The sequence below is a fragment of the Pseudoalteromonas luteoviolacea S2607 genome (assembly GCF_001625575.1).
Taxonomy (GTDB): Bacteria; Pseudomonadota; Gammaproteobacteria; order Enterobacterales; family Alteromonadaceae; genus Pseudoalteromonas; species Pseudoalteromonas luteoviolacea_E.
Genome location: NZ_AUXV01000072.1, coordinates 177,003 through 203,723, shown reverse-complemented (window position 1 = coordinate 203,723; position 26,721 = coordinate 177,003). Strand labels below are relative to the sequence as shown.

The 26,721-nt window shown below is 41.8% G+C and carries 28 protein-coding genes; 11 read left to right on the top strand and 17 right to left on the bottom strand.

All coding sequences use genetic code 11. The annotated features are described in order from the left end of the window. Nucleotides 1-53: 53 nt before the first annotated feature. From N480_RS22620 to trmB, 4 genes are all read right to left on the bottom strand, one after another. Entirely contained in the window at nt 54-581 is a 528-nt protein-coding gene (locus N480_RS22620) for a YfiR family protein (protein ID WP_063374691.1), read from the bottom strand. Further along, nucleotides 581-2,200 (bottom strand): sensor histidine kinase, encoded by a 1,620-nt coding sequence (locus tag N480_RS22615; RefSeq protein ID WP_063374690.1) that lies wholly within the window; start codon nt 2,198-2,200, stop codon nt 581-583. Before N480_RS22615 ends, N480_RS22620 begins: the two co-directional genes overlap by 1 nt. Nucleotides 2,201-2,345: 145 nt before the next feature. Further along, nucleotides 2,346-3,383, bottom strand: coding sequence for a methyltransferase (locus N480_RS22610; RefSeq protein ID WP_063374689.1), 1,038 nt, complete (start codon nt 3,381-3,383; stop codon nt 2,346-2,348). Nucleotides 3,384-3,471: 88 nt separating this feature from the next. Continuing rightward, nucleotides 3,472-4,197 carry a tRNA (guanosine(46)-N7)-methyltransferase TrmB gene (trmB, locus tag N480_RS22605; protein ID WP_063374866.1) on the bottom strand — a complete coding sequence of 242 codons (726 nt, stop codon included), beginning with the start codon at nt 4,195-4,197 and terminating at the stop codon, nt 3,472-3,474. A 126-nt stretch (nt 4,198-4,323) separates the two neighbouring features. Between trmB and mutY the strand changes: the two genes are divergently transcribed. Both mutY and N480_RS22595 read left to right on the top strand, forming a co-directional pair. Then, complete coding sequence (gene mutY / locus N480_RS22600; protein WP_063374688.1) at nt 4,324-5,382, top strand: A/G-specific adenine glycosylase; 1,059 nt, start codon at nt 4,324-4,326, stop codon at nt 5,380-5,382. A 37-nt stretch (nt 5,383-5,419) separates the two neighbouring features. After that, a complete protein-coding gene (locus tag N480_RS22595; RefSeq protein ID WP_046356858.1) occupies nt 5,420-5,692 on the top strand; it encodes an oxidative damage protection protein in 273 nt (90 codons plus the stop codon). A 40-nt stretch (nt 5,693-5,732) separates the two neighbouring features. Here N480_RS22595 and ispB read toward each other — a convergent pair whose 3' ends face one another. After that, nucleotides 5,733-6,707 (bottom strand): octaprenyl diphosphate synthase, encoded by a 975-nt coding sequence (gene ispB, locus N480_RS22590; protein WP_063374687.1) that lies wholly within the window; start codon nt 6,705-6,707, stop codon nt 5,733-5,735. Nucleotides 6,708-7,099: 392 nt separating this feature from the next. Between ispB and rplU the strand changes: the two genes are divergently transcribed. The 7 genes from rplU (at nt 7,100) to galU (ending at nt 11,613) form a co-directional block, all read left to right on the top strand. Beyond that, nucleotides 7,100-7,411 carry a 50S ribosomal protein L21 gene (gene rplU, locus N480_RS22585; RefSeq protein ID WP_023399739.1) on the top strand — a complete coding sequence of 104 codons (312 nt, stop codon included), beginning with the start codon at nt 7,100-7,102 and terminating at the stop codon, nt 7,409-7,411. 19 nt (nt 7,412-7,430) lie between these two features. Then, nucleotides 7,431-7,688, top strand: a complete 258-nt coding sequence (rpmA, locus tag N480_RS22580) for a 50S ribosomal protein L27 (protein WP_063366771.1) — start codon at nt 7,431-7,433, stop codon at nt 7,686-7,688. Between the two features lie 128 nt (nt 7,689-7,816). Further along, the gene (gene cgtA / locus N480_RS22575; protein WP_063374686.1) at nt 7,817-8,965 is read left to right on the top strand and encodes an Obg family GTPase CgtA; all 1,149 of its coding nucleotides are present in this window, start codon (nt 7,817-7,819) and stop codon (nt 8,963-8,965) included. Between the two features lie 51 nt (nt 8,966-9,016). Next, nucleotides 9,017-9,508 carry a type 3 dihydrofolate reductase gene (gene folA / locus N480_RS22570; protein WP_063374685.1) on the top strand — a complete coding sequence of 164 codons (492 nt, stop codon included), beginning with the start codon at nt 9,017-9,019 and terminating at the stop codon, nt 9,506-9,508. Nucleotides 9,509-9,619: 111 nt separating this feature from the next. Next, nucleotides 9,620-9,961 carry a DUF3718 domain-containing protein gene (locus N480_RS22565; protein WP_419554961.1) on the top strand — a complete coding sequence of 114 codons (342 nt, stop codon included), beginning with the start codon at nt 9,620-9,622 and terminating at the stop codon, nt 9,959-9,961. A gap of 272 nt (nt 9,962-10,233) precedes the next feature. Beyond that, a complete protein-coding gene (gene hpf / locus N480_RS22560) occupies nt 10,234-10,590 on the top strand; it encodes a ribosome hibernation-promoting factor, HPF/YfiA family (protein WP_063374683.1) in 357 nt (118 codons plus the stop codon). A 147-nt stretch (nt 10,591-10,737) separates the two neighbouring features. Beyond that, nucleotides 10,738-11,613 carry a UTP--glucose-1-phosphate uridylyltransferase GalU gene (gene galU / locus N480_RS22555; protein WP_063374682.1) on the top strand — a complete coding sequence of 292 codons (876 nt, stop codon included), beginning with the start codon at nt 10,738-10,740 and terminating at the stop codon, nt 11,611-11,613. Between the two features lie 65 nt (nt 11,614-11,678). Here the strand turns inward: galU and N480_RS22550 are convergent, their stop codons facing one another. Beyond that, entirely contained in the window at nt 11,679-12,356 is a 678-nt protein-coding gene (locus N480_RS22550) for a hypothetical protein (RefSeq protein ID WP_063374681.1), read from the bottom strand. A gap of 74 nt (nt 12,357-12,430) precedes the next feature. Next, a complete protein-coding gene (locus N480_RS22545; RefSeq protein WP_063374680.1) occupies nt 12,431-12,751 on the bottom strand; it encodes a ribbon-helix-helix domain-containing protein in 321 nt (106 codons plus the stop codon). Between the two features lie 25 nt (nt 12,752-12,776). Here N480_RS22545 and N480_RS22540 point away from each other — a divergent pair, with 25 nt between their 5' ends. After that, on the top strand, nt 12,777-13,163 hold the full coding sequence (locus tag N480_RS22540; protein WP_231102309.1) for a VOC family protein: 387 nt from the start codon (nt 12,777-12,779) through the stop codon (nt 13,161-13,163). 19 nt (nt 13,164-13,182) lie between these two features. Here N480_RS22540 and recG read toward each other — a convergent pair whose 3' ends face one another. The 3 genes from recG to asnC all read right to left on the bottom strand — a co-directional run bounded on the left by recG (nt 13,183) and on the right by asnC (nt 16,523). Then, entirely contained in the window at nt 13,183-15,267 is a 2,085-nt protein-coding gene (gene recG, locus N480_RS22535) for an ATP-dependent DNA helicase RecG (protein ID WP_063374678.1), read from the bottom strand. Between the two features lie 8 nt (nt 15,268-15,275). Beyond that, nucleotides 15,276-15,971, bottom strand: coding sequence for a tRNA (guanosine(18)-2'-O)-methyltransferase TrmH (gene trmH / locus N480_RS22530; RefSeq protein ID WP_063374677.1), 696 nt, complete (start codon nt 15,969-15,971; stop codon nt 15,276-15,278). A 93-nt stretch (nt 15,972-16,064) separates the two neighbouring features. Continuing rightward, nucleotides 16,065-16,523 (bottom strand): transcriptional regulator AsnC, encoded by a 459-nt coding sequence (asnC, locus tag N480_RS22525; RefSeq protein WP_063374676.1) that lies wholly within the window; start codon nt 16,521-16,523, stop codon nt 16,065-16,067. Between the two features lie 175 nt (nt 16,524-16,698). Between asnC and asnA the strand changes: the two genes are divergently transcribed. Beyond that, entirely contained in the window at nt 16,699-17,694 is a 996-nt protein-coding gene (asnA, locus tag N480_RS22520) for an aspartate--ammonia ligase (protein ID WP_063374865.1), read from the top strand. Between the two features lie 23 nt (nt 17,695-17,717). Here the strand turns inward: asnA and N480_RS22515 are convergent, their stop codons facing one another. From N480_RS22515 to N480_RS25490, 7 genes are all read right to left on the bottom strand, one after another. After that, nucleotides 17,718-19,328, bottom strand: coding sequence for a DUF342 domain-containing protein (locus N480_RS22515; protein WP_063374675.1), 1,611 nt, complete (start codon nt 19,326-19,328; stop codon nt 17,718-17,720). Between the two features lie 380 nt (nt 19,329-19,708). Beyond that, nucleotides 19,709-20,101: a RidA family protein gene (locus N480_RS22510; protein ID WP_063374674.1), complete on the bottom strand. Its 393-nt coding sequence runs from the start codon at nt 20,099-20,101 to the stop codon at nt 19,709-19,711. A gap of 11 nt (nt 20,102-20,112) precedes the next feature. Further along, on the bottom strand, nt 20,113-22,215 hold the full coding sequence (gene spoT, locus N480_RS22505; RefSeq protein WP_063374673.1) for a bifunctional GTP diphosphokinase/guanosine-3',5'-bis pyrophosphate 3'-pyrophosphohydrolase: 2,103 nt from the start codon (nt 22,213-22,215) through the stop codon (nt 20,113-20,115). 182 nt (nt 22,216-22,397) lie between these two features. After that, the gene (gene rpoZ, locus N480_RS22500) at nt 22,398-22,673 is read right to left on the bottom strand and encodes a DNA-directed RNA polymerase subunit omega (protein WP_039611918.1); all 276 of its coding nucleotides are present in this window, start codon (nt 22,671-22,673) and stop codon (nt 22,398-22,400) included. Between the two features lie 134 nt (nt 22,674-22,807). Next, nucleotides 22,808-23,428 carry a guanylate kinase gene (gmk, locus tag N480_RS22495; protein ID WP_063374672.1) on the bottom strand — a complete coding sequence of 207 codons (621 nt, stop codon included), beginning with the start codon at nt 23,426-23,428 and terminating at the stop codon, nt 22,808-22,810. Nucleotides 23,429-23,528: 100 nt separating this feature from the next. Next, nucleotides 23,529-25,541, bottom strand: coding sequence for a methyl-accepting chemotaxis protein (locus N480_RS22490; protein ID WP_063374671.1), 2,013 nt, complete (start codon nt 25,539-25,541; stop codon nt 23,529-23,531). Between the two features lie 558 nt (nt 25,542-26,099). After that, complete coding sequence (locus N480_RS25490; RefSeq protein ID WP_155732929.1) at nt 26,100-26,237, bottom strand: hypothetical protein; 138 nt, start codon at nt 26,235-26,237, stop codon at nt 26,100-26,102. Nucleotides 26,238-26,721: the final 484 nt, after the last annotated feature.

Here is a 26,721-nt window from a genome sequence, read left to right as displayed (position 1 = left end):
TAAAACCGAATGTTAACGATTATAGGAGTATATTCAATTGTTAACAAGTAAAATCAGTCAGGATAGAACTTAGAAACAGCGAGCAGTCGAGAGAGCACTTTGAAATTATGTTGTGCAACTTCTTGTCTGTTAATATATAACCGAATTTTACTCCCTTCTTGAACCAAGGAAGCAATCCCACCCCCTTCCAAAAATTCGATACTTTCACCCACAGTTACCATGTTTAAAGCAATTGTATCGGTCCAAGCAGATAGTATATCATCTTCCTTTGTTTCATCAATGTATGTGATATCACAGCGCTTAGAAAGTTCCCTAAATGGGTCGGAAATATCAATTTTTATTATTTCGATAGGCTTGCCGCGTATTTTTAACTTGTTATTTTTATTTAAAATTGCGCCGGGTCCATGATTTAAATCATAAAAGCAAAAGCGGATCGTTTTTTTATTTTTTTGTTCCGGAAAATCGATCAACTTTGCCATTTGATATAAAAAAGCTGAGCGTATTTCATGGGTAGATTTTGCGTCAACTTTTAAACTACAAAAAATAAAAATAAATGCAGCTATTAGGTACATTATTTTCATTAAATTACCCCTTTTAGAGGCAAAACTATAATAAATTTTGTTCCTGTTTTATTTTCTTCGGAAAGGGTTATCGATCCTCCAAGAGCTTGAGTAATCAAGTTGTAAACTAAGTGCATACCCAAACCACTACCACCTTCGCCTCGCTTAGTGGTTACAAATGGGTCAAATATGCGCTTTTTAATGGCTGTGGAGACACCCACGCCATTATCCATGTAAATAACCTCAAGTGATTGGTTTCGCAGCTCTACATTGACGGAAATCTGGTTGTCTTTTAAATCTAAGAATCCATGTATCAATGAATTGGATAAAAGTTGTTCAAAGACCTGCTGCAATAACCCTGCTTTGGTTCTAATTGTAAGTTGCTCTGAACACGTTAGCTGCCATGTGACATTTTTTAGGTCCATTTCAGCGCGCATACTTCTAACAATCGCACTGAATAATTTGTTTATGTTCACTTCTGAGCTTACTTCTATATCTTGGCTTACAGCGACTTTCTTGAAGCTTGAAATCAATTCTGCGGCCCGATTTAAATTGCGATAGATAAGATCTAAATTCTCAATGCCATCGTGAATAAACCGTTCAAGCTGCTTTGATGTGAGCGTTTTTTGTTCAAAGGCGGCGTTTATATCAGCTAGCTTGTCTCTCAACAGGGTAGAGCCAGTGACACCGAGCCCGATTGGTGTGTTTACTTCATGTGCAACACCAGCAACCATTTGACCCAGCGATGCCATTTTTTCATTTTCAACAATTTGATTCTGATATTGATGCATACGCTCTAGCGTATTGAGTAGCTCTTGGTTTGCTTCTCTTAGCGCAATGGTGCGCTGGTTTACCTTTTCTTCAAGGTTTTGGTTGAGTTGTTTAATTTCTAGCTTGTCGGCTTGGTGCCTAGCGAGTTGGTTTTGAGTTCGTGCAAGCATAATATTGAGATTGTTAGCCAACATATTAACTTCTTCAATATCACTTTTTGTCGCTCGTGCGGAGTAGTTGTGATTTTTAGAAACGTCTTGTAACAACAACGATAGCGAATCAATAGGGTTGGCAATGCGCTTTTGAATGGCGCGTGCTACCAATAAAACGAGCAGCAGTACAAATAGTGTTAGCGCAATGTCGACGAGGATCTTTTGATTAATGTACTGCGACAAACGCTCCAGTCCTCCGCGCACGTATACATAACCCTCAATTTTGCCTTCATACTCAACAGGAATGATGAGCTCTACGTAGTCCGCTGATATTTTGGGCACTTTGAGTGACTCTATATCGTTTACTTTCAATGGTACAGGCGGAGTTTTGCTCGCGTTGTAACTGGTGAAGAAAACCGGCTTGTTGGTGACATCATCAATGGCATAGATATGGATGTTTTTTACAAGATCAACTTTGTTAAACGATTTAAGGCGCTTTTCTTCAGTTTTTCTATCATCAAAAATGAGTGTTATCTGAGCATTAAACGCAATGATCTCAGCAATCATTTCTAGCTTATTTACGATGAGCTTTTTTTGCTCTTTCACATCTAAGTAAGTGGAAATAGAAATGGATAGAGAGAGCGACAGTGCAGTCACTAGCATAACGGCACTGATTAGAACTTTTCTTATACTTGTTTTTGTTGCGTGTTTTCCCATTGTGAGCTCATAGTTGGACCTCTTAACAGCTAATCTTAGTTTAGCAGCTTAGTTAAGTAAGTTAACAAAAAAGCGGACAATAACGTAGAACAAGTTAATGGTTTGATTCTTTAGTACTACTTTGATGTATGCCAGAGCTTATTTTTTATGTCTTGTCTGCACGATACACTGCGAACTTAGTATTCTTAATTACCGTACTGTAAGTACCAAAATATTGCTCAATAATTGGCGGGTACTTTAAAAAGCTGTTGGCTACGATTTGTAAGCTGGCCCGTTTGTTCATTATATGTCTGGCATTTTTTATAAATGCTTCTGAAATACTGTAATCGGTGCTCAAGCCGGTGTGAAATGGTGGGTTACTAACAATCGCATCATATTTCTCAGTGACCTCAGATAGACCGTTGCTTAAAATAAATGTGCCAGTATGGCCATTCAATTTTAAAGTTTGCTCAGAGGCATACAGTGCTAGCGCACTGACGTCGAGGCAATGCATTGAGAGGTTTGGTTGCTTATTCAGTAAAAACGTGGCGATGATACCGGCACCACAACCAAAGTCTAAAGTTTGTCCTTTTTTCGGTAACTCAATGTTGTTAAGTAACAATTCGGTACCAATATCGAGTTTTCCATGATTAAACACACCAGGGACGCTTATTGCGTCAAATTGTTGCTCTGCGGCCTTAACACTAAATTGTTGATGATAGTCTGTAATGTCAAATTGGTTCTCAGGCGCCAATTTATTAAATTCGTACAAAATACAATGTTTAGCGCTATCTAGCTTAAAGCTTGCCTCAGCGTAAGCTTTGAGTTGTTTTTCAACCGATTTCACACCACCTTTGTTTTCGCCAACGACCAACAGTCGCGTATCGAGCGTCGCAATAGCGCGAATGTTTGAGAGCATCATTAGCGCTTCAGGTTTAGATTTTGGGTAGTAATATACAATCAAATCAAGTTGTTCTAACGCCGGTAAGCTGTGGCCTACAAAGCTAGATACTGAATTTACCTTTTGAGCAGCTTGGTGGTCGGCAAAGTTATAGCTAAATGCGTTTATTTTTGCGTCTAAATTAATTTTGACCAGTTGCGATAAAAAACCATCATCATTGTGATTGATCACAAGTATATTCTTGCCTATAAGCTCCTCTTCGTTACGAAGTAAAAGAAGGCTAGGGTTGGATAGTTTTTGCATAGTGGATCTCGAAATTATGAACTGCTCTGAATTAAGCTCTTAGTTTAAAGGTTAATACTTGGGGCTATCTAGGCCCCAAAATACGTTATTAAGCAGTGCGCTCAAACATTAGATCCCACACGCCATGGCCTAGTCTGTGGCCTCTTTGCTCGAACTTGGTTAGCGGTCTAAATTCAGGTCTAGGCACGTAGTCATTCGTTTCTGATTGATTAGAATAGCCTTCAGCTTGCTGCATTACTTCGAGCATATGTTCAGCATAATTTTCCCAGTCAGTGGCCATATGGAATACCCCACCCACTTTTAGCTTGGCGCGAATTTTTTGTGCAAACTCTGGCTGTACGATACGACGTTTGTGATGGCGTTTTTTGTGCCATGGATCAGGGAAAAATAGTTGCAGCTTACTTAAGCTACCATCTGCAATGCAGTCGGCTAATACTTCCACTGCGTCGTGCTCGAATACACGAAGGTTTGTGATACCTTGTTCATCAGCTTCCATTAAACAAGCACCAACACCTGGTCGGTGGACTTCAATACCGATAAAGTTTTGTTGTGGGTTGTTTTTAGCCATTTCAACAAGCGACTTACCCATGCCAAAGCCAATTTCTACAACTACGTCATTGTCGTTGCCGAATATTTCACTGAAGTTGAGTAAGCCTTGGCTATGCTCAAGTCCAAGCGTTGGCCAGCACTTTTCAAGAGCCGCTGCTTGACCTTTGGTTAAGCGACCTTCACGTTTTACAAAACTGCGCACTTTACGGATGTATTTACCTTCTTGCTCAGCCTGCTCTAGGGCTTGTTTACTCGATTCGTTCATTGTCATCATCTGCGGTGTAAAAATTGGGCGCATATTATCCCTGTTCACGTCGATAAGTACAAGAGCTTGACGTTTTTAAAAAGCTTCTTACACTGGCGGCTTGAAGCAAGAAGATTGAGTATGAAGATGTCCGTTGACCGTCAAGATGCAAAGTGGTTTGCAACGCAAGTTGTAGATTGGTACCACGTCCATGGGAGAAAAACGCTGCCATGGCAGATAGATAAAACGCCCTACAAAGTGTGGATTTCTGAAGTGATGCTTCAGCAGACACAAGTGGTGACTGTGATTCCTTATTTTGAGCGTTTTATGTCGCGCTTTCCAACCGTCATTGATTTAGCTAATGCTGATGAAGATGAAGTACTCCACCATTGGACTGGGCTTGGCTACTATGCTCGGGCGAGAAATCTACATAAAGCAGCTAAGCTCATTCGTGATAAATACGATGGTGTGTTTCCTGAAACTTTTGAAGAAGTTGTAGATCTACCTGGGGTTGGGCGTTCAACTGCAGGCGCTATTCTGTCGTTAGCGCTAGGTCAGCAGCATGCAATACTAGATGGCAATGTGAAGCGTGTCTTAGCGCGGTTTTTTATGGTTGAAGGTTGGTACGGGGTCAAAAAAGTCGAAAACCATTTGTGGGAGCTAACTAATGCGGTGACTCCTTCTGGTAATGTGCGAGAGTTTAATCAGGCGATGATGGACTTGGGCGCAAGCCTTTGCTCGAGATCGAAGTTTCAGTGTGAGTCCTGTCCGCTAGTGAAAAAGTGTCTTGCTCACAAAAATAACCTTGTGAAGTCCTTCCCCAATCCAAAACCCAAAAAAGATAAGCCAAAGAAAAGTGCATATCACTTAATGATTAAGGCTAACGACAAAGTGTTAATGGAAAAGCGCCCAAGCAGCGGCATTTGGGGCGGATTGTTTGGCTTTTTTGAGTTTACAGAGTTGGCTGAGTTAGAAGCTTTTTTAGTGCAACAAGGGCTCTCAACTAAAACTCGTACACTAGACTCATTTGTGCATATCTTTACGCACTTTGAGCTAACGATCCATCCAATCTGCTTGGATGTGAGTGAAATTCCAGATTGCGTACATGACAATCAACTACTTTGGTATGACGTTAATGAACCACCCGAAGTTGGATTAGCAGCACCAACGAAAAAGTTAGTTAAAGTATTAAGAGCGATAGGGTAAACTTGCTCCAATAAACAGACAGAATATAGGTGATAAAATGGCACGTACAGTTTTTTGTCAAAAGCTAAACAAAGAAGCGCCAGGGTTAGATTTTCAGCTTTACCCTGGTGAAGTGGGCGAGCGCATATTCAATAATATTTCCAAAGAAGCTTGGCAGCAGTGGCAGCACAAACAAACAATGCTGATCAATGAAAAGCATTTAAATATGATGGATCCAGATCACAGACAGCTGCTTGAAGAGCAGATGGTCGGCTTTTTATTTGAAAATAAAGAAGTTGAGATTGAAGGCTATAGACCGCCTGAGAAATAAAAAAAGCTGCCTCGGCAGCTTTTCTTTTTTTATGCTTTTATTAATATTCTCTGTCCACAGACAGCTTTGCTAATGCAATAAGTGCCGTTTTGAATTCTGACTCTGCGAGGCACGCTAGCTGAGCGATTGCTTTGTCTGATTCTTGCTGTGCTTTTGCCATGGTTTGCTTAAGTGCTTGGGTTTCTTCTAGAGTTGCCAAAATATCAGATAGGTGGTCGATACCATTTCCCGACTCAATAGCAGCTCTAATTTGGTTCACTTGCTGCTCGGTACCTGATTTCATTGCATAGATTAACGGAAGGGTTGGTTTCCCTTCTGCCAAGTCGTCACCAATGTTTTTACCCAGTAATTCAGCATTTGCACTGTAATCAAGCACATCGTCCACTAATTGGAATGCAGTACCTAAGTGCATTCCATACAGCTTCAAGGCTTCTTTGATATGCTCTGGTTGATTCGAAACAACCGCAGGTAGCAATGTAGCGGCTTCAAACAACTTAGCCGTTTTACTATATATCACCTGCATATAGCTTTCTTCTGTGGTGTCTGGGTCATTGCAATTCATTAATTGCAGTACTTCACCTTCAGCAATGATATTGGTTGCGTCAGCTAGTATTTGCATGACTTCCATATTATTGAGGCCAACCATAAGCTGAAATGAGCGGGTGTATATAAAGTCACCAACCAGAACACTCGCTGCATTACCAAACTCTGCATTTGCGGTAGGCTCGCCACGTCTTAAATTAGACTCATCAACTACGTCATCGTGCAGTAATGTTGCTGTGTGGATAAACTCAATGATAGTAGCCAAAGTAATGTGCTTATTTTGTTGCTCCGCTTCCAGCGCTTTAGCAGCAAGTAAGGTCAACATTGGTCTGACACGCTTGCCACCGCTGTTAACAATGTAAAGACCCAATTGGTTTACTAACGCAACATCAGATTGCATTTGCTCAAAAATAAGTTGATTCACAGAGAGCATATCCTGCTCAATCAATGATTGGATAGCCTTAATATCCATAGTATACCGTGCTAAAGCCTCAATTAGAGATAAACGCCGCAGATTGTACATTAAAATTCTGGCTTACTCGAATTTTATGCGTACGGGAGCTAAAAAAAGTCACTTTTCGATTATTTAGTAGGCGATTGGTAGGCTATGTTAGGGGAGTGCTTGATAAAAAAAGATTTTGTCAATACCCACATTAAGTTAGTTTTATGAACAAAAAACAGTTTGGTAAAACGAACTTTTTAGCTAGAATAGGCAAAAATGAATTAATGCTCTCAAACAAGCCAATTTTTATTCATTATTTTGTCTCTAGGGTATTGCGTGTACTGCGACATTAGCGTAAACTTCGCGCCCTATTGAAGAATATTAAGTTGCGTCGATTTGAGGGCGCACAACGGAGTTAAGTTATGTACGCGGTTTTCCAAAGTGGTGGTAAACAGCACCGTGTGACTGAAGGTCAAACAATTCGTCTAGAGAAATTAGACGTTGAGACTGGTGCATCAATTGAATTTGATTCAGTACTTCTAGTTGCTGATGGTGAAAAGATCGAGATCGGTGCACCATTCGTAAATGGCGGTAAAGTGACTGCTGAGGTTGTTTCTCACGGTCGTGGCGAGAAAATTAAGATCGTTAAGTTCAGACGTCGTAAGCATTCTCGTAAGCAGATGGGCCACCGTCAGTGGTTCACTGAAGTTAAAATCACTGGCATTAGCGCTTAATTTTTAGAGGTACAGAAAGATGGCACATAAGAAGGCAGCTGGTAGTACTCGTAACGGTCGTGATTCAGAAAGTAAACGCCTAGGTGTTAAGCGTTTCGGTGGTGAATCAGTATTAGCGGGTAACATCCTTGTTCGTCAACGTGGTACTAAGTTCCACGCAGGTACTAACGCAGGTATCGGTAAAGACCACACTATCTTTGCAAAAGCAGATGGTAAAGTTGTTTTTGAAACAAAAGGTCCTTTAAACCGCAAATACGTTAGCATCGTAGCTGAGTAATCGGTTAAGAATCTAAAAACCCCGCTTAGGCGGGGTTTTTTGTTTTTATAGCAACATAATATTGATCAGCAGCTAAGCGTATATTGCTATAATAGCTGTTGCTGTTCCAATCCAGTAAGAGAGTAACCATGAAGTTTGTCGATGAAGTAGAGATCCGAGCTGAAGCCGGAGATGGAGGAAGCGGTGTTGTTTCGTTCCGTCGAGAGAAGTTTGTCCCAGATGGTGGTCCAGATGGTGGAGACGGTGGCGACGGCGGTAGTGTATTTCTAGAAGCGGATGAAAACTTAAATACTCTGATTGACTATCAATTTGAACGCTTTCATCGAGCTGAACGTGGTACTAATGGTCAGGGCAGAAACTGTACCGGCAAAAAAGGCACAGATTTGGTGCTTAAAGTACCTGTAGGTACCCGTGTTACTGACGTTGACACACAAGAAAGCCTTGGTGATTTAACTCGCCACGGGCAGAAGTTGTTGGTTGCTAAAGGCGGTTACCACGGCTTAGGCAATACGCGTTTCAAGTCGAGCACAAACCGAGCGCCGAGACAGAAAACGTTAGGTACGCCAGGTGAAGTGCGAAACCTTAAGTTAGAGCTTATGCTGTTGGCTGACGTTGGCTTGCTAGGTCTACCTAATGCAGGAAAATCAACATTTATCCGCAGTGTTTCGGCTGCTAAGCCTAAAGTAGCAGATTATCCGTTTACAACCTTGGTGCCAAACCTAGGTGTTGTTAGACCTGAGGCAAATAAATCTTTCGTTATTGCTGATATTCCGGGTCTTATTGAAGGGGCATCTGATGGCGCTGGCTTAGGTATTCGCTTCTTAAAACATTTAGAGCGATGCCGCGTGCTATTACACATTGTTGATGTTATGCCAATTGACGGTACAGATCCTGTAGACAATGCATTTGCAATTATCAATGAGCTACATCAATACAGTCCAAAGCTAGCTGAAAAGCCACGTTGGTTAGTACTTAACAAAATTGATCTTCTGGCGGAAGACGAGCTTGAAGAAGTGTGCGAGCGCATTGCGCAAGAGCTTGACGCGACAAAAGTGTATCGTATCTCAGCTGCCAATAAGTTCAATACACAACAGTTATGCTACGATATTCAAGGCTTGTTAGATACCTTACCTAGAGACAAGTTTGAAGAAGATCAGCAAGAAGATGTTGAATTCAAATGGGATACATATCATCGTCAGGCTACCCAAGACAGTCAAGATGACTGGGATGATTGGGATGAAGATGATTATGACGTAGAGGTAATCTACGAACGCTAATAAGGGGCCTTTAGGCCCTTTTTTAATACAATATTATGATTGGAGTAAATTGTGGTTATATCAATGATAGCGGCTATGGCGAAGGATAGGGTGATTGGTGATGACAATAAAATGCCTTGGCACTTACCCGCTGATCTTCAGCACTTCAAGAAAGTGACAATGGGTAAGCCAGTTATTATGGGCCGAAAGACATTTGAATCAATTGGTCGCCCATTGCCTGGCAGAAGAAATATTGTAATTACCAGAAATGCTCAGTACCAAGCTGACGGTATTGAAATCGCATCATCGACGGAAGCAGCCTTAGCCTTGGTGGATAAAATAGACGAAGTAATGGTAATAGGTGGTGGAAATATTTACGAACAGTTTCTACCCTTATGTAATAGGCTTTATCTAACCTATATTGATTTAGATGTAGGTGGTGATACTAGGTTTCCAGACCATACAGTCGTAGGTGATTGGACTGAAGTTGAGAGTGAGTCTCATGAGCCTGATGAACGTAATCGGTATAATTATAAGTTCGTAACTTTAAATAAAGGATTATGACTTTGTTGCTAACAATTGTATGGGTTGCTACAATAGTGTTTGTCCTTATGTAATAAAAAAGTGCTAGGTGAATTGGCAATGAAATTTGTACCTGTTTTGTTAAGTGTTAGTATGGGATTAGGCGCGTTTTCTTTAAGTTTTGAAACTAAAGCAAACGATCAGCTTGCAGTAACTTTATGTGAGTTCATCGCTGTAGATGACAAAGGGCGTGTTCGTAAAGCGCTTAAAAGCTCACGTGTTAAGATTCGTAATGTTTTTAATGCGATTGAATGTAACGGAAACAACATGCTACGCCACGCAATTGCAAGTAATGCAGTTGAAACAGGCAAGCTTATTGTTAAAGGTCTTCCTAAAAGTGCACTAGCTGATGGCGCTGACATCGCTTGGGCTGAGAGTAATGGCCACGGTGGTTCACCTTTAATTGCAGAGATTAAAAAGCGCGCAGGTTTATAAGACTTGGCACTTTAAGAAAAGCTCCCTTGTGGAGCTTTTTTACGTTTAGGAGCTTTAAAATTGAATTGTGAGCGTCGAAGATGAAGGCGAATACTTAATTTCAATGCAGGAGCGCAACAGAAAATAAAAATATACCCACCTGACACTTTATTTTAATCTGACTTAAATCAACTTTATAACAGCGTAATGACAATTTTCTTAATTTACCCCTTGAGAATTGGATTAGTTGCTCCAATACTTATCTATAGGGTAAATAAAAAAAGGAAGATCCTATGAAGATTAATCTTTCTGGTCACCACGTTGACATGACGGATGCAGTAAAACAACACGTGTATGAAAAGTTCGCTAAGATTGCGAATCACTTTCCATCATTGTTATCACTAGATATCATCATCAGCAAAGAGCATAAAAAGTTTTATACGGAAATAAGTACAAATTATGCGGGTTCAAGAATCTCGGTAAAAGGTGACAATGATGTCATGTACCCCGCAATCGCAAACGCTGCGAAAAAATTAGACGCATCATTAAAACATAGAAAAGGCCAATTAAAGGCCAACAAACACGAAAAGCCAGTCAGTACTACGCCGCCAATAGCGCATGAAATAATTCAAGAAATGAATTTAAATTAATCTAGAAAGGGGTCTACAATGACCCCTTTATTATTAGTTGTGTTCATCCTAATGCGTCGATAAAGTTATTTATTTAAATACAGTGACTTGTAAGATAAAATCGCGGATTAGACTTCTTAGACGATTGAAATTCAATAGCGAACATATATGAAAGCAGTGATACCTGTTGCGGGTTTGGGAACCCGTATGTTGCCGGCAACTAAGGCAATACCAAAAGAAATGCTACCAATTGTAGATAAACCGCTTATTCAGTACATTGTTAAAGAGTGTGTTTCTGCAGGTCTAAAGGAAATAGTACTGGTGACGCACTCTTCCAAGAATGCTATCGCCAACCACTTCGATACGAGCTTTGAGTTAGAAGCAACATTAGAGAAGCGGGTAAAAAGAACTCTGTTAGATGAGATCAGAGGTATTTGCCCTGAAGATGTTACTGTTATGCATGTTCGTCAGGGAGAGGCTAAGGGGCTGGGGCATGCTGTATTATGCGCCAAACCGATTGTAGGCGATGATGACTTCGTTGTAGTACTGCCTGATGTGATCCTAGATGAATACAGCGCTGATCAGTCTTCTGAAAACTTAGCGGCTATGGTCAAAAGATTCCAAGAGAATCGCTGTAGCCAAATTATGCTTGAGCCAGTCCCTAAAGAGGATGTGAGCAAGTATGGGATTGCAGATATCAATGGTGTAGAACTTTTTCCTGGCCAAAGTTCACCAATTACATCAATGATTGAAAAGCCTAATCAATCAGAAGCACCTTCTAACCTTGCCGTTGTTGGCCGATATGTACTCTCCAGAAATATTTGGTCTCTTCTTAAGAAAACTCCAGTAGGAGCTGGCGGTGAAATACAGCTTACAGACGCCATTGATATGCTGATGGAAAACGAAACCGTGGAAGCTTTTCATATGAGCGGTTTAGCCCATGATTGCGGTGATAAGATGGGGTATCTGAAAGCCATCGTACAATATGCAATGAAAGACGCTGCATTAGGCCCTGAGTTTACTGATTACGTTAAGTCTTTATAATAAGCTCATTATTTGGCTGTTGCCTTCAAGCTGCAGCCTCATCTGACAGGGTCCAGATATCACCCCTAGTGACGTTCGAGATACCGTTGCCAACTTATCTTTGTGTTGATGACGCGCACAGGCTTAACGACTTTTTGTAGGGTATCCGAGGTTGGTTTTTCGACTACTTGGCCTTCTTCTTTTAGCCCAAGTAAATAGCTCATAGCCGAACGTTGGCCAGACTGAATGGCTGAGATATAAATTTGCTGCTCAAAATTAAGTCTTAAGCTACTAATAGCAGTTTTTAAACCTTGTTGGTCGATATTTGGCAGGCCACAACGTTGCAAATAGCCGAGGCGCTTGCCTTCTCCGGAAAACCAAATTCTGACTTTTTCGCTGTATCTCCCTGACTTTGAAGGCAGATCATAAAGTAGCCGGTCATGTCCAAGTTGTTTTACGTGTTGAATATAGGTTTCTAGCCCCGCATGCCATAATGCCGGATGAATCGGTACTAAACGCGGCTGAATTTTACCGTGTGTGGTAAATCGAAAAGTATGAATTGAGTCCATTTTTTCAATGTCACTCAGTGTTAAGTTGCCCAGTTCATCACTGTACGCACCTGTATAATAAGCCAATAACGGCAGCCAAAAATGCCAGTGTTTAGGTTGCTCTCGTTTTAGTTTCTCATCGCCGTAAATGTAGCCATTGAATAAACTATATAGCTCCATATGAGTGAAGGCGCGTCTACCAAACTGAGATTTCATGGACAAGTGCTATAAATTTCAAAGAATTAATAGGCTAGTTTATAAGTTTTAAAGGGATTGATAAAGCACTGTTATCATAATTTATTATCAGTGCTATGTAGTAACTCGTTACTACCACTTCCGCTTTTTGATTTTGTAGAATTGAGCAAATAAGTAAGGCAAGAAACGCGAAGTAGAGAAGCTAAATTTTCAACTTTTCCATGTCGTTCGATTGACTCTTGATACAGGGTCGCAATGAATTGCGGAACTGTTAGGCTCTCTTGATTGGCTATTTCTTCGAGTACTTGCCAAATTTGGTTTTCCAGCGCCAAACTGGTCACGACACCTTGTATTCGAATCGACTTCTTGCTGACTCTATACAATAGCGGGCTTTGAGAGGCGTACAGTTCACACATAGTTTTGGAGGCTCCTGTGGCAAAAATGCTTCACTCAATGGTCAGAGTACTAGACCTTGATAGTTCTATACAATTCTATCATGACTTATTTGCGTTAACGGTGAAGAGGCAAATAGAATTTGAACAGTTTTCACTGACGTATTTATCCAACCATGATTGCGATTTTGAACTTGAGTTAACTTATAACTTTGCTCAGCAAACACCCTATGAGCATGGTAATGGGTACGGGCACCTCGCCTTTGGTGTGGATGATTTAAACGCGATTTGGGGCAAAGCCAATAAACTTGGGTACCGCCCTAAAGAGATTAAGGAGTTTTATAATCAAGAGCAGCTGATCGCAAAGTTTTTCTTTATTGAAGACCCTGATGGTTATCAAATAGAGGTTATTGAGCGAAATAATATGTTTCAATAGTGACTTGATTAACTAGCCGCTAGGCCATCGCAAACTCACTACGATTTCCCATCCACCTTAAAATAAGTGGGTCGACACTGTTCGTGTGATGATGGAGTAAATCAAATGCAATCCCTCTAATGCTGGGAAGCATATGCTTGTCTCTAGTTAAATCAGCGATTTTTAGGTCAATTAATCCGGTTTGTTTTGTGCCTAGTACCTCACCTGGACCACGAATTTCGAGGTCTTTCTCCGCAATAACAAATCCATCATTGCTGTCTCTTAGCACACCTAAACGTTTTTGCGCGGTGTTGGATAGAGGTGCATGGTAAAGCAGTAGGCAGTGCGACGCGATATCTCCTCGACCAACTCGACCACGCAATTGGTGCAATTGCGCCAAACCTAATCGCTCGGGGTTTTCAATTATGATTAAACTGGCATTTGGCACGTCAACACCTACTTCAATCACGGTTGTTGCGACGAGTACATGATAAAGGCCAGCTTTAAAGTCCGCCATAATTTGTTGCTTTTCTTGCGCTTTCATCCTGCCATGAACTAAAGCAACTTTGAGCTCTGGCAGCTGCTTACTGAGCTGCTCGGCTGTGTCTTCAGCAGCTTGGCATTGTAGTACCTCAGACTCATCTATCAATGTACAGACCCAATAAACTTGGCGCTGTTGTTCAATACACGCATTTTCAACACGTTTTATCACTTGGTCGCGTCGAGTGTCGGGCACTGCAACGGTTGTGATCGGTGTTCTTCCTGGTGGTAGTTCATCTATGACAGAGGTTTCTAAGTCTGCATATGCGGTCATCGCCAAGGTGCGCGGTATAGGTGTTGCTGTCATAACCAGTTGGTGTGGATAACAATCACCAAATTTACCTTTTTCTCTGAGTGATAAACGCTGATGGACGCCAAAGCGGTGTTGTTCATCAATAATAATGAGCGCTAAGTTTGAAAAAGCGACTTGCTCTTGAAATAAAGCATGGGTACCAATAACCATTTGAGCTTGGCCTGTCGCAATTTTCTCGAGGGTTTGAGTGCGCTCTTTTCCCTTGGTTTTACCGCCTAACCAACATGTTTCTATATTCAATGGGGTAAACCAAGCCTTAAAGTTGAGCGCATGTTGCTCCGAGAGGATCTCCGTTGGTGCCATTAAGGCGACTTGATACCCTTTCGCAATAGCCGTTAATGCACTTAAAGCCGCGACTAAGGTTTTACCTGAGCCGACATCACCTTGAACGAGTCGCAGCATAGGCTCTGACTTTTGTAGGTCTTGCTTTATTTCACTCACTACACGTCCTTGAGCATTGGTCGGTTTAAAAGCCAGTTGCGCAAGAAACGTAGGTTCCAGTGAGTTTGTTGGGGGAAGAGGCACTGCTTTTACTGCTTGGCTTTTTTGCCTCAACTTTAGCAAACTGAGGTTTTGCGCCAGTAGCTCTTCGAATGCAAGTCTTTGTTGTGCCGGATGCTGCCCTGTCTCTAGCTGTGTTAAGTTCACATCTTGTGGTGGACTGTGCAGCAACAGCAAGGCCTCTTTTAGGCTTAGCTGATTGGGCCTGTATTGTTGCGGAAGGTGATCTTCAATATCATATTTTCTCAGCAATTCAACAGCTTGCTCTGCAATGGCGCGTATGCTCAGCTGCTTGAGTCCCTCTGTGGTAGGGTACACAGATGTAAGTACCTCATCGGTTGAGCAGCTATCTTCTATGGAGTCCACAATACTGTATTCTGGGTGTGCCATTTCTGGCCCAACACGACCACGGCGTACTTCGCCAAAGCAGCGCATATACTTGCCCGGTTGCATGGCATTTTTTTGTGCCGCAGAAAAGTTGAAAAACCTGAGGGTTAAGCGCCCGGTCCCATCGTTAATTTGACAGACCAACATTTTACGTTTACCAAACGTAATATTTGCTTGTTCAATCTCACCTTGTGCAGAGACATGCATATGAGGCATCAATGTGGCTATTGAGTATGTTTTAGCTCTATCTTCATAACGTAAGGGAAGGTGAAACAGCATATCTTGGACGCTTGAGATCCCTAATTTAGCAAGGCGTTCAGCTGCTTTTGGGCCAACGCCTTTAAGATCGGTAATTGCATACTGTGCTAAATTAGGGCTAGACATAGGTTTCCTTAAGCTTTGCTAAATTTAAGCGTATTCCAAAACGCTTCATCTGCGATGATCTCGCCTTCATCATCTAGTTGAGGGTAAGGTAACCCTTTTTCGTTACAGCGATTTGCAATAATAGGGTGGCAGCCCTCAAAAAGCAGTTTATGTTTCACCTGTGGATCAATCATATCCTTTCTTTGGTACATGCCAGCGGCTTCTCTTTGCCTTTGTGCTTCATATAAAATGAGCGCGGCTGCGACAGAGACATTTAATGACTGCACCATACCAGCCATAGGAATAACAATGTGTTGATCCGCATGTTGGAGCGCTCTATCTGAAATTCCAAGCCTTTCTTGTCCAACAATAACGGCAGTAGGCTTAGTGTAATCGATCTCTCTAAAGTCAACGGCTGTGTCACTCAAGTTAGTCGCCAGTAATTGAATACCAGGGGTTTTCTCTCTGATGGTTGCAACGGCTTGATCAATGTCATCGTGCATCTGAGTATCTACCCAGTTTTTACTTCCACCAGAGGTATTATTCGTTAGGCGCCTTTGTTCTTGAGGCCAAACTGCATGTACATAATGGCAGCCAACAGCGTCAGCAGTACGAACGATTGCTGATAAGTTATGGTGCTTATGTACTTCATCAAGACATACGGTTAGGTCCGTCTGACGTTGTTCTAGAATGCGTTTTACGCGTTGAAAGCGATTCTCTTTCATCAAGTACTGCTCATAAATACAAAATTGTGTGCATTATATCAAAATTATTACTGTATAAGTACACACCCTTTCGGTACTACCTGATCAGGTCAATCATGGCGTGACCTCTCGCATGATTGGTGCTTGTAATGAGATTAATGTCTCTGTGGATTGAATGGCTTCTATAGATTGAATTTTGTTAACTAATACATGGTGTAAATGATCCATAGAGCTACTCAATACTTTGATAAATATACTGTAGTTACCAGTTGTGTAGTATGCTTCTACCACTTCTTCAAAGCTCTCTAATTGCGCAATTGTATTTTGATAATCTCTGGCGTGTTTTAGATTAATACCAATAAAACAGCAAACATCATAGCCCAGCTTTTTGGCATTGATACATACTTTCGTTCCTTCAATGATCCCAGCTTGCTTCATTTTTTCGACTCGGACATGAATCGTGCCAGCACTAACCTTAAAGCGTTTGGCTAATTCTGCATACGGTGTTCTTGCATCATCCATTAATGCGTGAAGGATGGATTTATCGAGATTATCGATTTGATAATTTTCCATGCAATATTTAGTGGTTGATTGATGATTCGATAAATATAACCACCTTTTATTGGGGATTAAAGTTATCTTTCAATGTTTTTGGTTTTGAATGTTGAATTTATTTCTAAATTTGTTGACGATGGATATATCAGCACTGGCTGCACATAATCATCAACAGTTTGGAATGAGGTTCAAAATGAAATCAGATTACTTGGTAACACAGCAACAAATAGCGCGTGTAAAAAGCGTTTTTTCAACCCAGCTAACAGAGCGCCTTGGCCTAATTGAAGTACAAGCTCCTATCTTGGCGAAGGTAGGTGATGGAATACAGGACAACCTAAGTGGCACTGAGCAAGCCGTGTCTGTCAAAGTGAAGACTTTACCTGAGAGTGAATTTGAGGTGGTTCATTCACTAGCAAAATGGAAGCGAAAAACACTTGGAGATTATGGCTTTTCAGTCGGTGAAGGGCTGTATACCCACATGAAAGCATTGCGCCCTGATGAGGAGCGCCTTTCTCCTATTCATTCGGTGTTTGTTGACCAATGGGACTGGGAAAAAGTGATTTGCGGTGACACGCAACGAAGCTTAGACACATTAAAGGAAACAGTCAGCACACTCTACCGATGCATAAAGGCAACAGAGCAAACAATTGCAGATGAGTTTGGTTTAGCGTCTTTTTTACCTGAGAACATTACTTTTGTTCACTCGGAAGAGTTACGTAGCATGTATCCAGATTTCACAGCCAAGCAGCGTGAAAAAGCAATTGCACAAGAATATGGTGCGGTGTTCTTAATTGGTATCGGCGGTGAATTAGGTGATGGCAAAATTCATGATGTTCGTGCACCTGACTACGATGATTGGTCAACTCCAACTTGTGATAAATACCAAGGGCTTAACGGAGATATCATCGTTTGGAACCCAGTGCTTGAAGACGCTTTTGAAATTTCATCAATGGGAATTCGCGTGTGTCCTAAGTCTTTAGCACACCAATTAGAGTTGAGTGATGCACAGGATCGTAAAGTGTTTGATTGGCACCAGGCATTACTCGCTGGTGAGCTTCCACAAACTATTGGCGGTGGTATTGGGCAGTCTCGATTGGTTATGTTACTACTGCAAAAAGCGCATATCGCCCAAGTACAAGTAGGCGTATGGCCTGAGCAGCTCAAACAGTCAATTGACGGGGTTTTATAATTGAAAAAGGGGCGTGTTGCCCCTTATGTTTTAAATTCGATTTCGATTTTGCCATCTTGCAACTTGGCAGTGCAGGGGGGGTAACTTCGATTAGTTCGATAGGTTTTGTCAAAAATATGCAACTCAACGCCCGAATGTAAGGCACTCGTCGCTTGTAATTGTGTGCCTTCAAGCAATTCGTGAAGAGTATGGTCCAGCTCACTGAGTTGGTTTTCTAGTGCTTCGGCTTGTTGGCTATAGTGTGTTTGTGTCGCACTAATTTTTGCCATGAGCATCTTTTTCTTTTCGGCGTCCTTTAGTTGGTCCGCCTTTTCAACCGCTTTTTGTAAGTTGTCAATTTGTTCGTCGGTTTCGCCAAGCTCTCTTATGCACTGGTCGGTTTTATTGGTGATCTCAATTCCAGAGGTTGCGAGGTAAACTGACATAGTTGCCCCAGAAGGGCTGCCTATTTCTCCTGCGATTACAGATTGAGCATCGAAGATGGTTCCGCCTATGAGTTTTCCTCTTGGGTTGTCTTCAAGTCCCACGAGCACTTTTCTTAATGCTTTGATATCACAGTGATTAGCTTGCTTTTGAATGTATACATTACGCCCTTCTAAGTAAGTATATTGACCATGTACGATGTTAATGTCACCTTTGGCAACCAGTTTACTGGTTAGGCTTTGATCATTGTCACTGTGATCTAAGTGGCCGATGACACCGCCTCGGACTTCAATATTGCCATCACTAAAAACTTCTCCAGAATCGACCGTGCCCATGATGGTTACATCACCGGATGCTTTTACCTTCATTCCTGGTTCCACATTGTGGGTCACAATTACACTGCCACTAAAATCGATATGACCGCTTTTAACGTTGACATCATTGATGGTAAAGATGTCGTCGACGCGCATGCCATTGGCAATATCTGATGGGCAACCAGCAATGGTTGCAATCAGTTCTAGCGGGTTAGATTGGGAGATTTCCGTTCCTTCGCCTGCCACTAACTGAAACGTTTCTCCAGGTAGTGGCTCAACTGTTTCACCGGTAACGGTAAACCCCTCTTTTCCTGGAGTTGCAGGCCTTTGTGTAATTAGCAAAGTGCCAGGAGACACGCTCGATAATGCGCCAAAATCACGCATATCTACCGTGCCATCTTCTCTCATTTTTGGCTGTTTCAGGCGTTCTTTTAAGGTTAAAACATGAGATATCAGTTTGGCTGGCAAGCCATTTTCAGGTGGGCGACCTTGGGCAATGACCCCTGAATACTCAGCTCCAGGCTGAGCGTCGAACTGTTTAGATAACACTTTTTCTAAATATGCTTGTTTATAGCCTCGACACACGCCCGCTTTTACAATAATTTTTTTTGCTTGATCTAGGCTTATCAGGCTGCCGCCTTTTGCAGTGGTAAGCTTGGCGGAGGCTTGCATTTTATCCTCTGAGATCGAAATGGATAATTCAGCGTCTTTTTGTTTTGCTACGAGTAGTTGTTGTTCAGACACTTCACTTTGAAAATATGCGGCGATAGAATCATGATCTACCTCACAGTCAGCGTAAGGAGAGCACTCTAGTGCCTCGACTATAAAAGCTTGGCTTGGTGGTGTTGCTGTTGCAACATCCATTAAAACTTGGCCATTTTTAGTGACTTTAAACACAGGCTTTTCCTTATCGACCGAGCGGCCTTTGCAAAAGGCTCGCAAAAAATCTAACTCTTGTAAGCTTGCAACCGTATTGCCTCTCTTAAACCCTCGATTAAAAGGGGTATTATTCGTAAGACAGGCATGAGCCAGATAAATTCCATCACCACTCTAACTAAGCGGTTTTGTCTGTTTAAAATTAATTAGTGCCAATGAGCTGGTTTATCTTATGACTCACTTCCAGCTTGCTTAATTAATATTATGTAGTCAAGTGGTTAAGATCAAAGTTCAAAGTGCAAATAAAACATTTTTTATAGATAGGCGGCGGAGTGTTTGAATTGATAGGGCATAAAAAAGCCCGCGTATTGCGGGCTTATTGTTGAGTTTAGTAAAAGTGCCTAATTAGTTGAGGGCAGTTCCATGATGCCGTCAATTTCGATTTGGACATTTTTGGGCAACTCATTCACCCCAATCGCAGCACGTGCTGGGTAAGGGGTTCTGAAATACTGACTCATGATTTCGTTTACTGTTGTAAAGTTGCTCAGATCAGTCAAAAAGATATTTACCTTGACCATATCCTGAAGCTCACCGCCTGCGGCTTCACATACGGCCGAAAGGTTTTTAAATACCTGATGTGCCTGCTCAGAAAAATCTTCAGAAATGACTTCCATAGTCTTCGGTACGAGTGGAATTTGGCCAGATAGATATACAGCAGTTCCCACTTTAATAGCTTGGTTATATGTCCCAATAGCTGCCGGAGCTTCATCAGTCGATATGATAGCTTTAGTCATAATTCTTTCCTTTAGCGTTTACGATAAACGCGTTGTACATCTGGCATTACTCGGATTTTTCGCATGATATTTGCGACATGGATCCTATCTTTTACTGTAACGCCGAGATCAATAATATACAGATTGCTTTCTTTTTCTTCGGTTGCAATCTCAACGATATTTGCCTGTGCACTGGCAACGACATTGGTCAATTTGGCAAGCGCACCCTGATGATTAATAATTTCAACACGTAAAGCGGCAATATATTCTTTTTCAGGGTTATCTTCCCATTTCACCACACAGTATTTGGCACGTTCGCTTTCCCAGCCTTTGATATTACGACACTCTTGTCTATGCACCATCAGCCCTTTACCTTGGCTGACATAGGCTGCGATGGCATCGCCAGGTACGGGTCGGCAGCACTTAGCATAGGTGACGAGCATGCCTTCAGTTCCAATAATGGCCGCCTTTGCCTGTTTGGCAAAGTTTTCTATACCGTCATCGGCTTGAAGTAGTCTCTTGGCTATTAAAACGCTCATGATATTACCATTGCCAATTTCCACAAGCAGCTCAAGTAGCGTGTTTAGGTTATGCTCCTCAAGTACATGTCCTATGTGTTCAGCAGGAATATCATCTAGCTTTTGCTCACCAAGCGCTGAATCTAGAAGGCGTCTACCTAATTGAATTGACTCTTCTTGGTGTTGGCTCTTCAAGTAATTTCGTACGCCCAATCTGGCTTTACCTGTGACAATAAAGTTTAGCCAAGTGGCGTTTGGATGGGCCCCAGAACTTGTAATTATCTCCACAGTCTGGCCTGTATCAAGCTCTTTACTGAGAGGGTATGGTTTACGATTAACACGGGCCCCCACACATGTATTACCCACATCGGTATGAACCGCATAAGCAAAATCAACCGCAGTGGCGCCCATTGGAAGCTCGATAATACGGCCATCTGGGGTGAAGACGTAAATTTCTTCTGGGAAGAGTTCCGTTTTTACGTTTTCTACAAATTCAAATGAAGAGCCTGCGCTCTGTTGCAGCTCTAACAAGCTTTGCATCCATTGACGAGCACGCTGCTGAGCAGTGTGACCGGCGCTGTCACCAGCTTTTTTATACATCCAGTGTGCAGCGACCCCTTTGTCAGCCATATGGTCCATATCGTGAGTACGGATTTGAATTTCGACAGGGATACCGTGCGGCCCAACTAGGGAGGTGTGCAGTGATTGATAGCCATTGGTTTTAGGTACGGCTATGTAATCTTTGAAGCGAGTCTCAATGGGTTTATATAAATTATGAGTAACGCCAAGAACACGGTAGCAAGTATCAATATCATCAACATTGATCCTAAACGCGTAGATATCCATTACTTCATTGAATAGAAGTTCTTTATTAAGCATTTTTCGATAGATACTGTAAAGGTGCTTCTCTCGACCTTTGACTGACGCAGAAATACCCGCTTCTTCCAATCTTGATTCAATTTCAGTTTGGATGTTACTAATAACTTCTTTTCTATTACCACGAGCTTTGGCGACTTCTGACTTCAATGCGCGATGACGCATTGGATACAATGCTTGGAAACCTAAATCTTCGAGCTCATTTTTGATATCATGAATACCCAAACGGTTCGCAATTGGTGCGAATATTTCAAGGGTTTCTCTGGCAATTCTTCTGCGCTTCTCAGGTCTTAAAAACCCTAAAGTGCGCATATTGTGGGTTCTATCAGCAAGCTTAATCAAGATAACGCGAATGTCCTGCGTCATTGCCATGATCATTTTACGATAGTTCTCGGCTTGAAATTCTTTTTTGTCTTTAAAGTCGAGTTTGTCTAATTTACTGACGCCCGCAACAAGTTCAGCTACGGTTTCACCAAATATTTCTGCCAAGTCTGCCTGACTAAAGTCTGTGTCTTCAATAACATCGTGCATTAATGCTGCCATCAGGGTCTCATGGTCTAGCTTCATGCTGGCAAGTATTTGCGTGACTTCTACTGGGTGGGTGATATACGGTTCACCGCTTGAGCGAGTTTGTCCCTCATGCGCTTCACGAGCGACAACATAGGCTTTTTGCACCAGCTCAACGTCTTCTGGTGTTAAGTACTCTGAGATTTTTTTCTTGAGGCCTTCAAATAGATACATTCACACTCCAATGTTCCAGTGAAGTTAATAGATAGTTATTATTGAATATACGATGAATTGGCTCGGAAGCCAACGCAAAGGCATACTGCATTTGCAATATAATGAAAAAAAACGCCAGCAAAAGCTGGCGTTCATTCAAACTTTACTAAGACTTGGCATATATAGCCGTCTAAAAGTTTACTTTAGCGGTTACCACCAACGATGGCTGCTACTGCTGCTAGCTCAGCTGCCTCTTGGTTTTGTTGCTCTTCACGGTCGATCATGTCCAAAGAGTCTGTTGTTACTAGACCTTCTTCAATTTCACGTAGCGCGATAACAGTTGGCTTGTCATTTTCGGCTTCAACCATAGGGTCTTTACCACCAACAGAAATCTGACGAGCGCGACGCGCTGCAACAAGGATTAAATCGAAACGGTTACCAATTTTATCTACTGCATCTTCTACAGTTACGCGAGCCATCGAAGCACTCCAAAAAAATTATACATTTAGCAAAGGGCTAGTTTACTGTAAAGTGCCCGCTTCGCCAAGTGAATGGTTAAAATTTATCGAAAGCAATTGCCATGGGGTGATTGCTTAAGTGTAATAATCAATTCTTAAGCTAACAGCTGTGCTATCAGATCTTGATGTCGAGTTTGTTGTGCTTTGGTCTGTAATCTCGCAGCAATAACAATGTGCTCTAACTCAGCCAGAGCGACATTGAAGTCATCATTGACAATCACATAGTCAAATTCATCATAGTGGCTGCTTTCTGACTTCGCTTCAGCCATTCTGCCCGCAATGACTTCTTGAGAGTCTTGGCCACGATTATTGAGGCGCTTTTCAAGCTCATTTTGAGAAGGTGGTAAAATAAAGATGGTTTTAACCTCTGGCATCAGGTCACGAACTTGTCTTGCACCTTGCCAGTCAATGTCCAAAAATACGTCAATGCCATTATTTAACTGATCTTCAATCGCTTGCTTTGATGTGCCGTAGTAGTTTTCAAATACTTGCGCCCACTCAAAAAAGTCACCCTTGTCAATTAAGGCTTTAAACTCATCAACGTTAACAAAGTGGTAGTGCTCACCATTATTCTCACCTGGGCGAGGCGCGCGTGTAGTATGAGAAACAGAAACTTTTATGTTTGCTTGTTTTTCCAGTAAAGCTTTGATTAAGCTTGATTTACCAGCACCTGATGGCGCAGATAAGATAAACAGATTACCACGTGTCATTGTCATAGTGAGACCTTTGTGTACTCAAAAGGAGATAAAATAGAGCCCGTTACTGCTCGTAAAAAAGCCCTATTTTAAATCGTTGAGTCCTGAGTTACCAGCGCAGTTATCCACGTAGCCTAAATCTGCTGACTAAAGTTGCCAGCTCTTCAGCTTGTTTATTCAGCTCTTGAGCCGAATGCGCAGCAACTTGGGTATCCTGTAAGGAGCTTTGACTCGACTGTTCTATTTGTGAAATATCCCGTGCCATTTCACTGGCAACCACAGACTGCTCTTCAGTTGCGGTTGCGATGGATTGGATCATCGCGGCGATTTCGCTGGCGCCAGTGACGATGCCTTCAAGCTGAGTCCCTGCATCTTCGGCCATGGTCACACTGTGATTTACCTGTGAAACGCTGTTTTCCATTGATTTTACTGCATGCTCAGTTTGAGACTGAATTGATTGCACCGTACTGACAACCTCTTCAGTTGCTTTCGATGTACGCTCTGCCAATGTTCTAACTTCATCAGCAACAACGGCAAAACCTCTACCTTGCTCACCCGCTCGAGCTGCTTCGATGGCGGCGTTCAGTGCCAGTAGGTTAGTCTGCTCTGCAATACTGCCAATTACGCCGATCACATTACCAATTTGGCTACTTAACTCGCCTAAATGGGTTACATTTTCTGATGTATCTTGAACTTCATTTGAGGCAGATTTAATTTTATCTACCGTTGACGTCACTGTGGAGCCGCCTTCTGATGCGAGATTACGTGCGCCTTCGGCATGGCTTGCTGCCACCTGACTCTGCGAAGCAACTTCAGATACCGTTGCACTCATCTCTTCTATCGCCGTTGCAACTTGTGTTGATTGATCTGCCGAGGCTTGGCTGCGAGAGGCTATCTGGTTGTTTGTATCTGCTATGTCGTTACTTGATGTTTTGACATCATTGACCACATTGCTGATAGCTTGCAGTAAGTTATTAAGGGAGTTGGACATTTTATTGGTTGCCTCTGCGAGGCTATCAATTTCATCTTTGCCTTGGTGCTGAATGAGAGGTTTAGAAATATCGCCCTCGCTGATCCCTTCGGCAATAATAAGTACCTCACTTAAGCGCGTGACAATCGAGCGGCTGATCACATAAGCCACTGCAATTGCTATGACAGCTGCAATCAGGGTGATCATAATGATGATCACGAGTGTGGTATTGAGCCCTTCTACTAAGTGGTCTAGCGCATTGGTGGCATCGACCTTTTCTTCTTCACTTGAGACACTCAAAATATCAGACAACTCAACCATTTGTCTGGACGTTAAATCTCGGAGTTTTTGCTGTGCTTTAACGTAGGCTGTTGAATCATAAGTTCTAAAAACGTCTTTCGCTTCGCTTTGAATCTCGGCGAACATCTCTTCAATACGTGCAATGTCGCGTAGCTCATTTGGTTTTTGCTCTAATGGCTTCAATAAATTCAGGTAATTTCGAAAGCTTTGCGCATCATCATTAAAGTCGGCTTCTGCGGCAGGTGCGCCAGTCGTATGAGAAATGATAGCTGCAATCATATCCCCGGCTTCATCTACGAGCTCAAGATAATAGCGCACACCCGGTAAGTCATCATTGAGCGATTCTTGTAAATCGGAGGATTTCAAAGCGTCGTTAAATTCTTGCTCTTTGAGTGAGTCGAGCAAATCTTCCAGCTCTTCACCAGTGCCTTTGTCTAGTTTATCAACTCGCTCTTTGACTTGTGCGTAGGCTCTTGGGTCGTATTTGGCGAATATTTCATTATTTACATCGCGGTGAAACTTTTCTGCAAGTTCCATGATGCGCGCCATTTTCTCACGGTCTGATTGCTTTGCAGACTCATACCCGTATAACTCTTTTTGTGTGGTTTTAAAGCGCTCGAATAGTTGGTTAAACTGCCCAGCTTTACTCACATCCCCGTTAAGGTATTCAAGTGCGGTATTGTTGAGTTGATATTCAAGGTGCAAAAGTCGGTTATAGAGGATCATACCCGGCAAATCATCACCTTTAACCTCAAATGCGCGTGCAGTTTCTGTGGAGACCTTAAACCAGACGACAGTGCTTGAAAACACCATCAAGGCGATAAGGCAACCAAAGGCCAAATATAGCTTTTTGCTTAAGTTCATATTGTTACCCAAGAAAGTTGTTTACTCCAATTCCCTGGAATATCAAATTTGCCTACCCAAATTATTATTTAAGGTTAAGAAAATTGCGAATTTGGGAATTAATTTCTCAATTGATTGTTTCGTATTCAGCTATGAAGTGATTCATAATTATCTATTCGAGGGACGCAGCTTATTTATAATTGGCATAGAGAGCGGGACTATTGCTTGTTTTTGAGGCGACGGGCAATACTTTTAGTCACTGAAGTGAGATAACAAATAGCCTGAATTATTGCACTCTGGTGCATGTGCCAAGCCTTTTAATATTAAGCGCTATAGATGAGACGCGACTACTTTTTTGCAGGTTAAGGCCATATCATTAGAAAAAACTAAACCAGTGCACGGGCTCTTGGAAGGGGAGGGTTATTGGTTAAAAATATTACCTTAAGACTCATTGTAGATTTACTAACTAAGGCGGCCTTTATAAAGCCTGTTATCAGTGTCTGGAAGATTAATATGTAAATTTTCATAAGAGTAAGCATTAAAACACGCGCTTACTCTTAAAGTCAGGCTACTAGCTCTTTAATGCTTGGCTGGTTTATCAATCAGTTCGCAGCCAACTTGGGCTGATGCCTGAGATCTTTCTGGTAGCTTGGGAGAGCCTGCGTGTCCGGTTCCCCCTTTGATATATTTTAACAGGTCAGTTTTCAGTGATTTCATAATTCAATTCCCTAGAATTAGCCTGTTTTGCATAAGTTAAAAAGCACCCACACAAGACAAGCTTGGTCAATAATATAGTGTTATCTCGTACGTACAGCTTTATATAGGCGTTATCAATCCAATAGTATTTATAGGCCAGTACTTCAATCCAAGTAATCAAGTTAACGAACACAGATATTCCAACTAAGAGTATTATCGTACATTCTTGTACCGTTAATCTTTGCTTTTTATAGATTTCTAAATAAAAGCTGATGTTGGTTTTATTGTAAATAAGCAACGCCAAGTTTCTACGGTAAATGATTGGAAATGTAAATACAATAGCCATGAATGCTTCAAAAATGTAAAAGTGAGTATTCCAGTTCACAGTTATTTGAAACATTGCCAAGTTGACAACGATAAAAGTTAAATAGCAAAAAGTGAACCATCTTGCTGTCGCTATTTTCCAGCTCAATAACAAACTAAATGAGACAACCAATGGAAATAT

What these genes read in the sequence shown, in the direction of transcription:
- N480_RS22620 (WP_063374691.1), bottom strand. Translation starts at nt 581, where the DNA reads ATGAAAATAATGTACCTAATAGCTGCATTTATTTTTATTTTTTGTAGT.
- N480_RS22615 (WP_063374690.1), bottom strand. Translation starts at nt 2,200, where the DNA reads ATGGGAAAACACGCAACAAAAACAAGTATAAGAAAAGTTCTAATCAGT.
- N480_RS22610 (WP_063374689.1), bottom strand. Translation starts at nt 3,383, where the DNA reads ATGCAAAAACTATCCAACCCTAGCCTTCTTTTACTTCGTAACGAAGAG.
- trmB (WP_063374866.1), bottom strand. Translation starts at nt 4,197, where the DNA reads ATGAACGAATCGAGTAAACAAGCCCTAGAGCAGGCTGAGCAAGAAGGT.
- mutY (WP_063374688.1), top strand. Translation starts at nt 4,324, where the DNA reads ATGTCCGTTGACCGTCAAGATGCAAAGTGGTTTGCAACGCAAGTTGTA.
- N480_RS22595 (WP_046356858.1), top strand. Translation starts at nt 5,420, where the DNA reads ATGGCACGTACAGTTTTTTGTCAAAAGCTAAACAAAGAAGCGCCAGGG.
- ispB (WP_063374687.1), bottom strand. Translation starts at nt 6,707, where the DNA reads ATGGATATTAAGGCTATCCAATCATTGATTGAGCAGGATATGCTCTCT.
- rplU (WP_023399739.1), top strand. Translation starts at nt 7,100, where the DNA reads ATGTACGCGGTTTTCCAAAGTGGTGGTAAACAGCACCGTGTGACTGAA.
- rpmA (WP_063366771.1), top strand. Translation starts at nt 7,431, where the DNA reads ATGGCACATAAGAAGGCAGCTGGTAGTACTCGTAACGGTCGTGATTCA.
- cgtA (WP_063374686.1), top strand. Translation starts at nt 7,817, where the DNA reads ATGAAGTTTGTCGATGAAGTAGAGATCCGAGCTGAAGCCGGAGATGGA.
- N480_RS22565 (WP_419554961.1), top strand. Translation starts at nt 9,620, where the DNA reads ATGGGATTAGGCGCGTTTTCTTTAAGTTTTGAAACTAAAGCAAACGAT.
- hpf (WP_063374683.1), top strand. Translation starts at nt 10,234, where the DNA reads ATGAAGATTAATCTTTCTGGTCACCACGTTGACATGACGGATGCAGTA.
- galU (WP_063374682.1), top strand. Translation starts at nt 10,738, where the DNA reads ATGAAAGCAGTGATACCTGTTGCGGGTTTGGGAACCCGTATGTTGCCG.
- N480_RS22550 (WP_063374681.1), bottom strand. Translation starts at nt 12,356, where the DNA reads ATGAAATCTCAGTTTGGTAGACGCGCCTTCACTCATATGGAGCTATAT.
- N480_RS22545 (WP_063374680.1), bottom strand. Translation starts at nt 12,751, where the DNA reads ATGTGTGAACTGTACGCCTCTCAAAGCCCGCTATTGTATAGAGTCAGC.
- N480_RS22540 (WP_231102309.1), top strand. Translation starts at nt 12,777, where the DNA reads ATGCTTCACTCAATGGTCAGAGTACTAGACCTTGATAGTTCTATACAA.
- recG (WP_063374678.1), bottom strand. Translation starts at nt 15,267, where the DNA reads ATGTCTAGCCCTAATTTAGCACAGTATGCAATTACCGATCTTAAAGGC.
- trmH (WP_063374677.1), bottom strand. Translation starts at nt 15,971, where the DNA reads ATGAAAGAGAATCGCTTTCAACGCGTAAAACGCATTCTAGAACAACGT.
- asnC (WP_063374676.1), bottom strand. Translation starts at nt 16,523, where the DNA reads ATGGAAAATTATCAAATCGATAATCTCGATAAATCCATCCTTCACGCA.
- asnA (WP_063374865.1), top strand. Translation starts at nt 16,699, where the DNA reads ATGAAATCAGATTACTTGGTAACACAGCAACAAATAGCGCGTGTAAAA.
- N480_RS22510 (WP_063374674.1), bottom strand. Translation starts at nt 20,101, where the DNA reads ATGACTAAAGCTATCATATCGACTGATGAAGCTCCGGCAGCTATTGGG.
- spoT (WP_063374673.1), bottom strand. Translation starts at nt 22,215, where the DNA reads ATGTATCTATTTGAAGGCCTCAAGAAAAAAATCTCAGAGTACTTAACA.
- rpoZ (WP_039611918.1), bottom strand. Translation starts at nt 22,673, where the DNA reads ATGGCTCGCGTAACTGTAGAAGATGCAGTAGATAAAATTGGTAACCGT.
- gmk (WP_063374672.1), bottom strand. Translation starts at nt 23,428, where the DNA reads ATGACAATGACACGTGGTAATCTGTTTATCTTATCTGCGCCATCAGGT.
- N480_RS22490 (WP_063374671.1), bottom strand. Translation starts at nt 25,541, where the DNA reads ATGAACTTAAGCAAAAAGCTATATTTGGCCTTTGGTTGCCTTATCGCC.
- N480_RS25490 (WP_155732929.1), bottom strand. Translation starts at nt 26,237, where the DNA reads ATGAAATCACTGAAAACTGACCTGTTAAAATATATCAAAGGGGGAACC.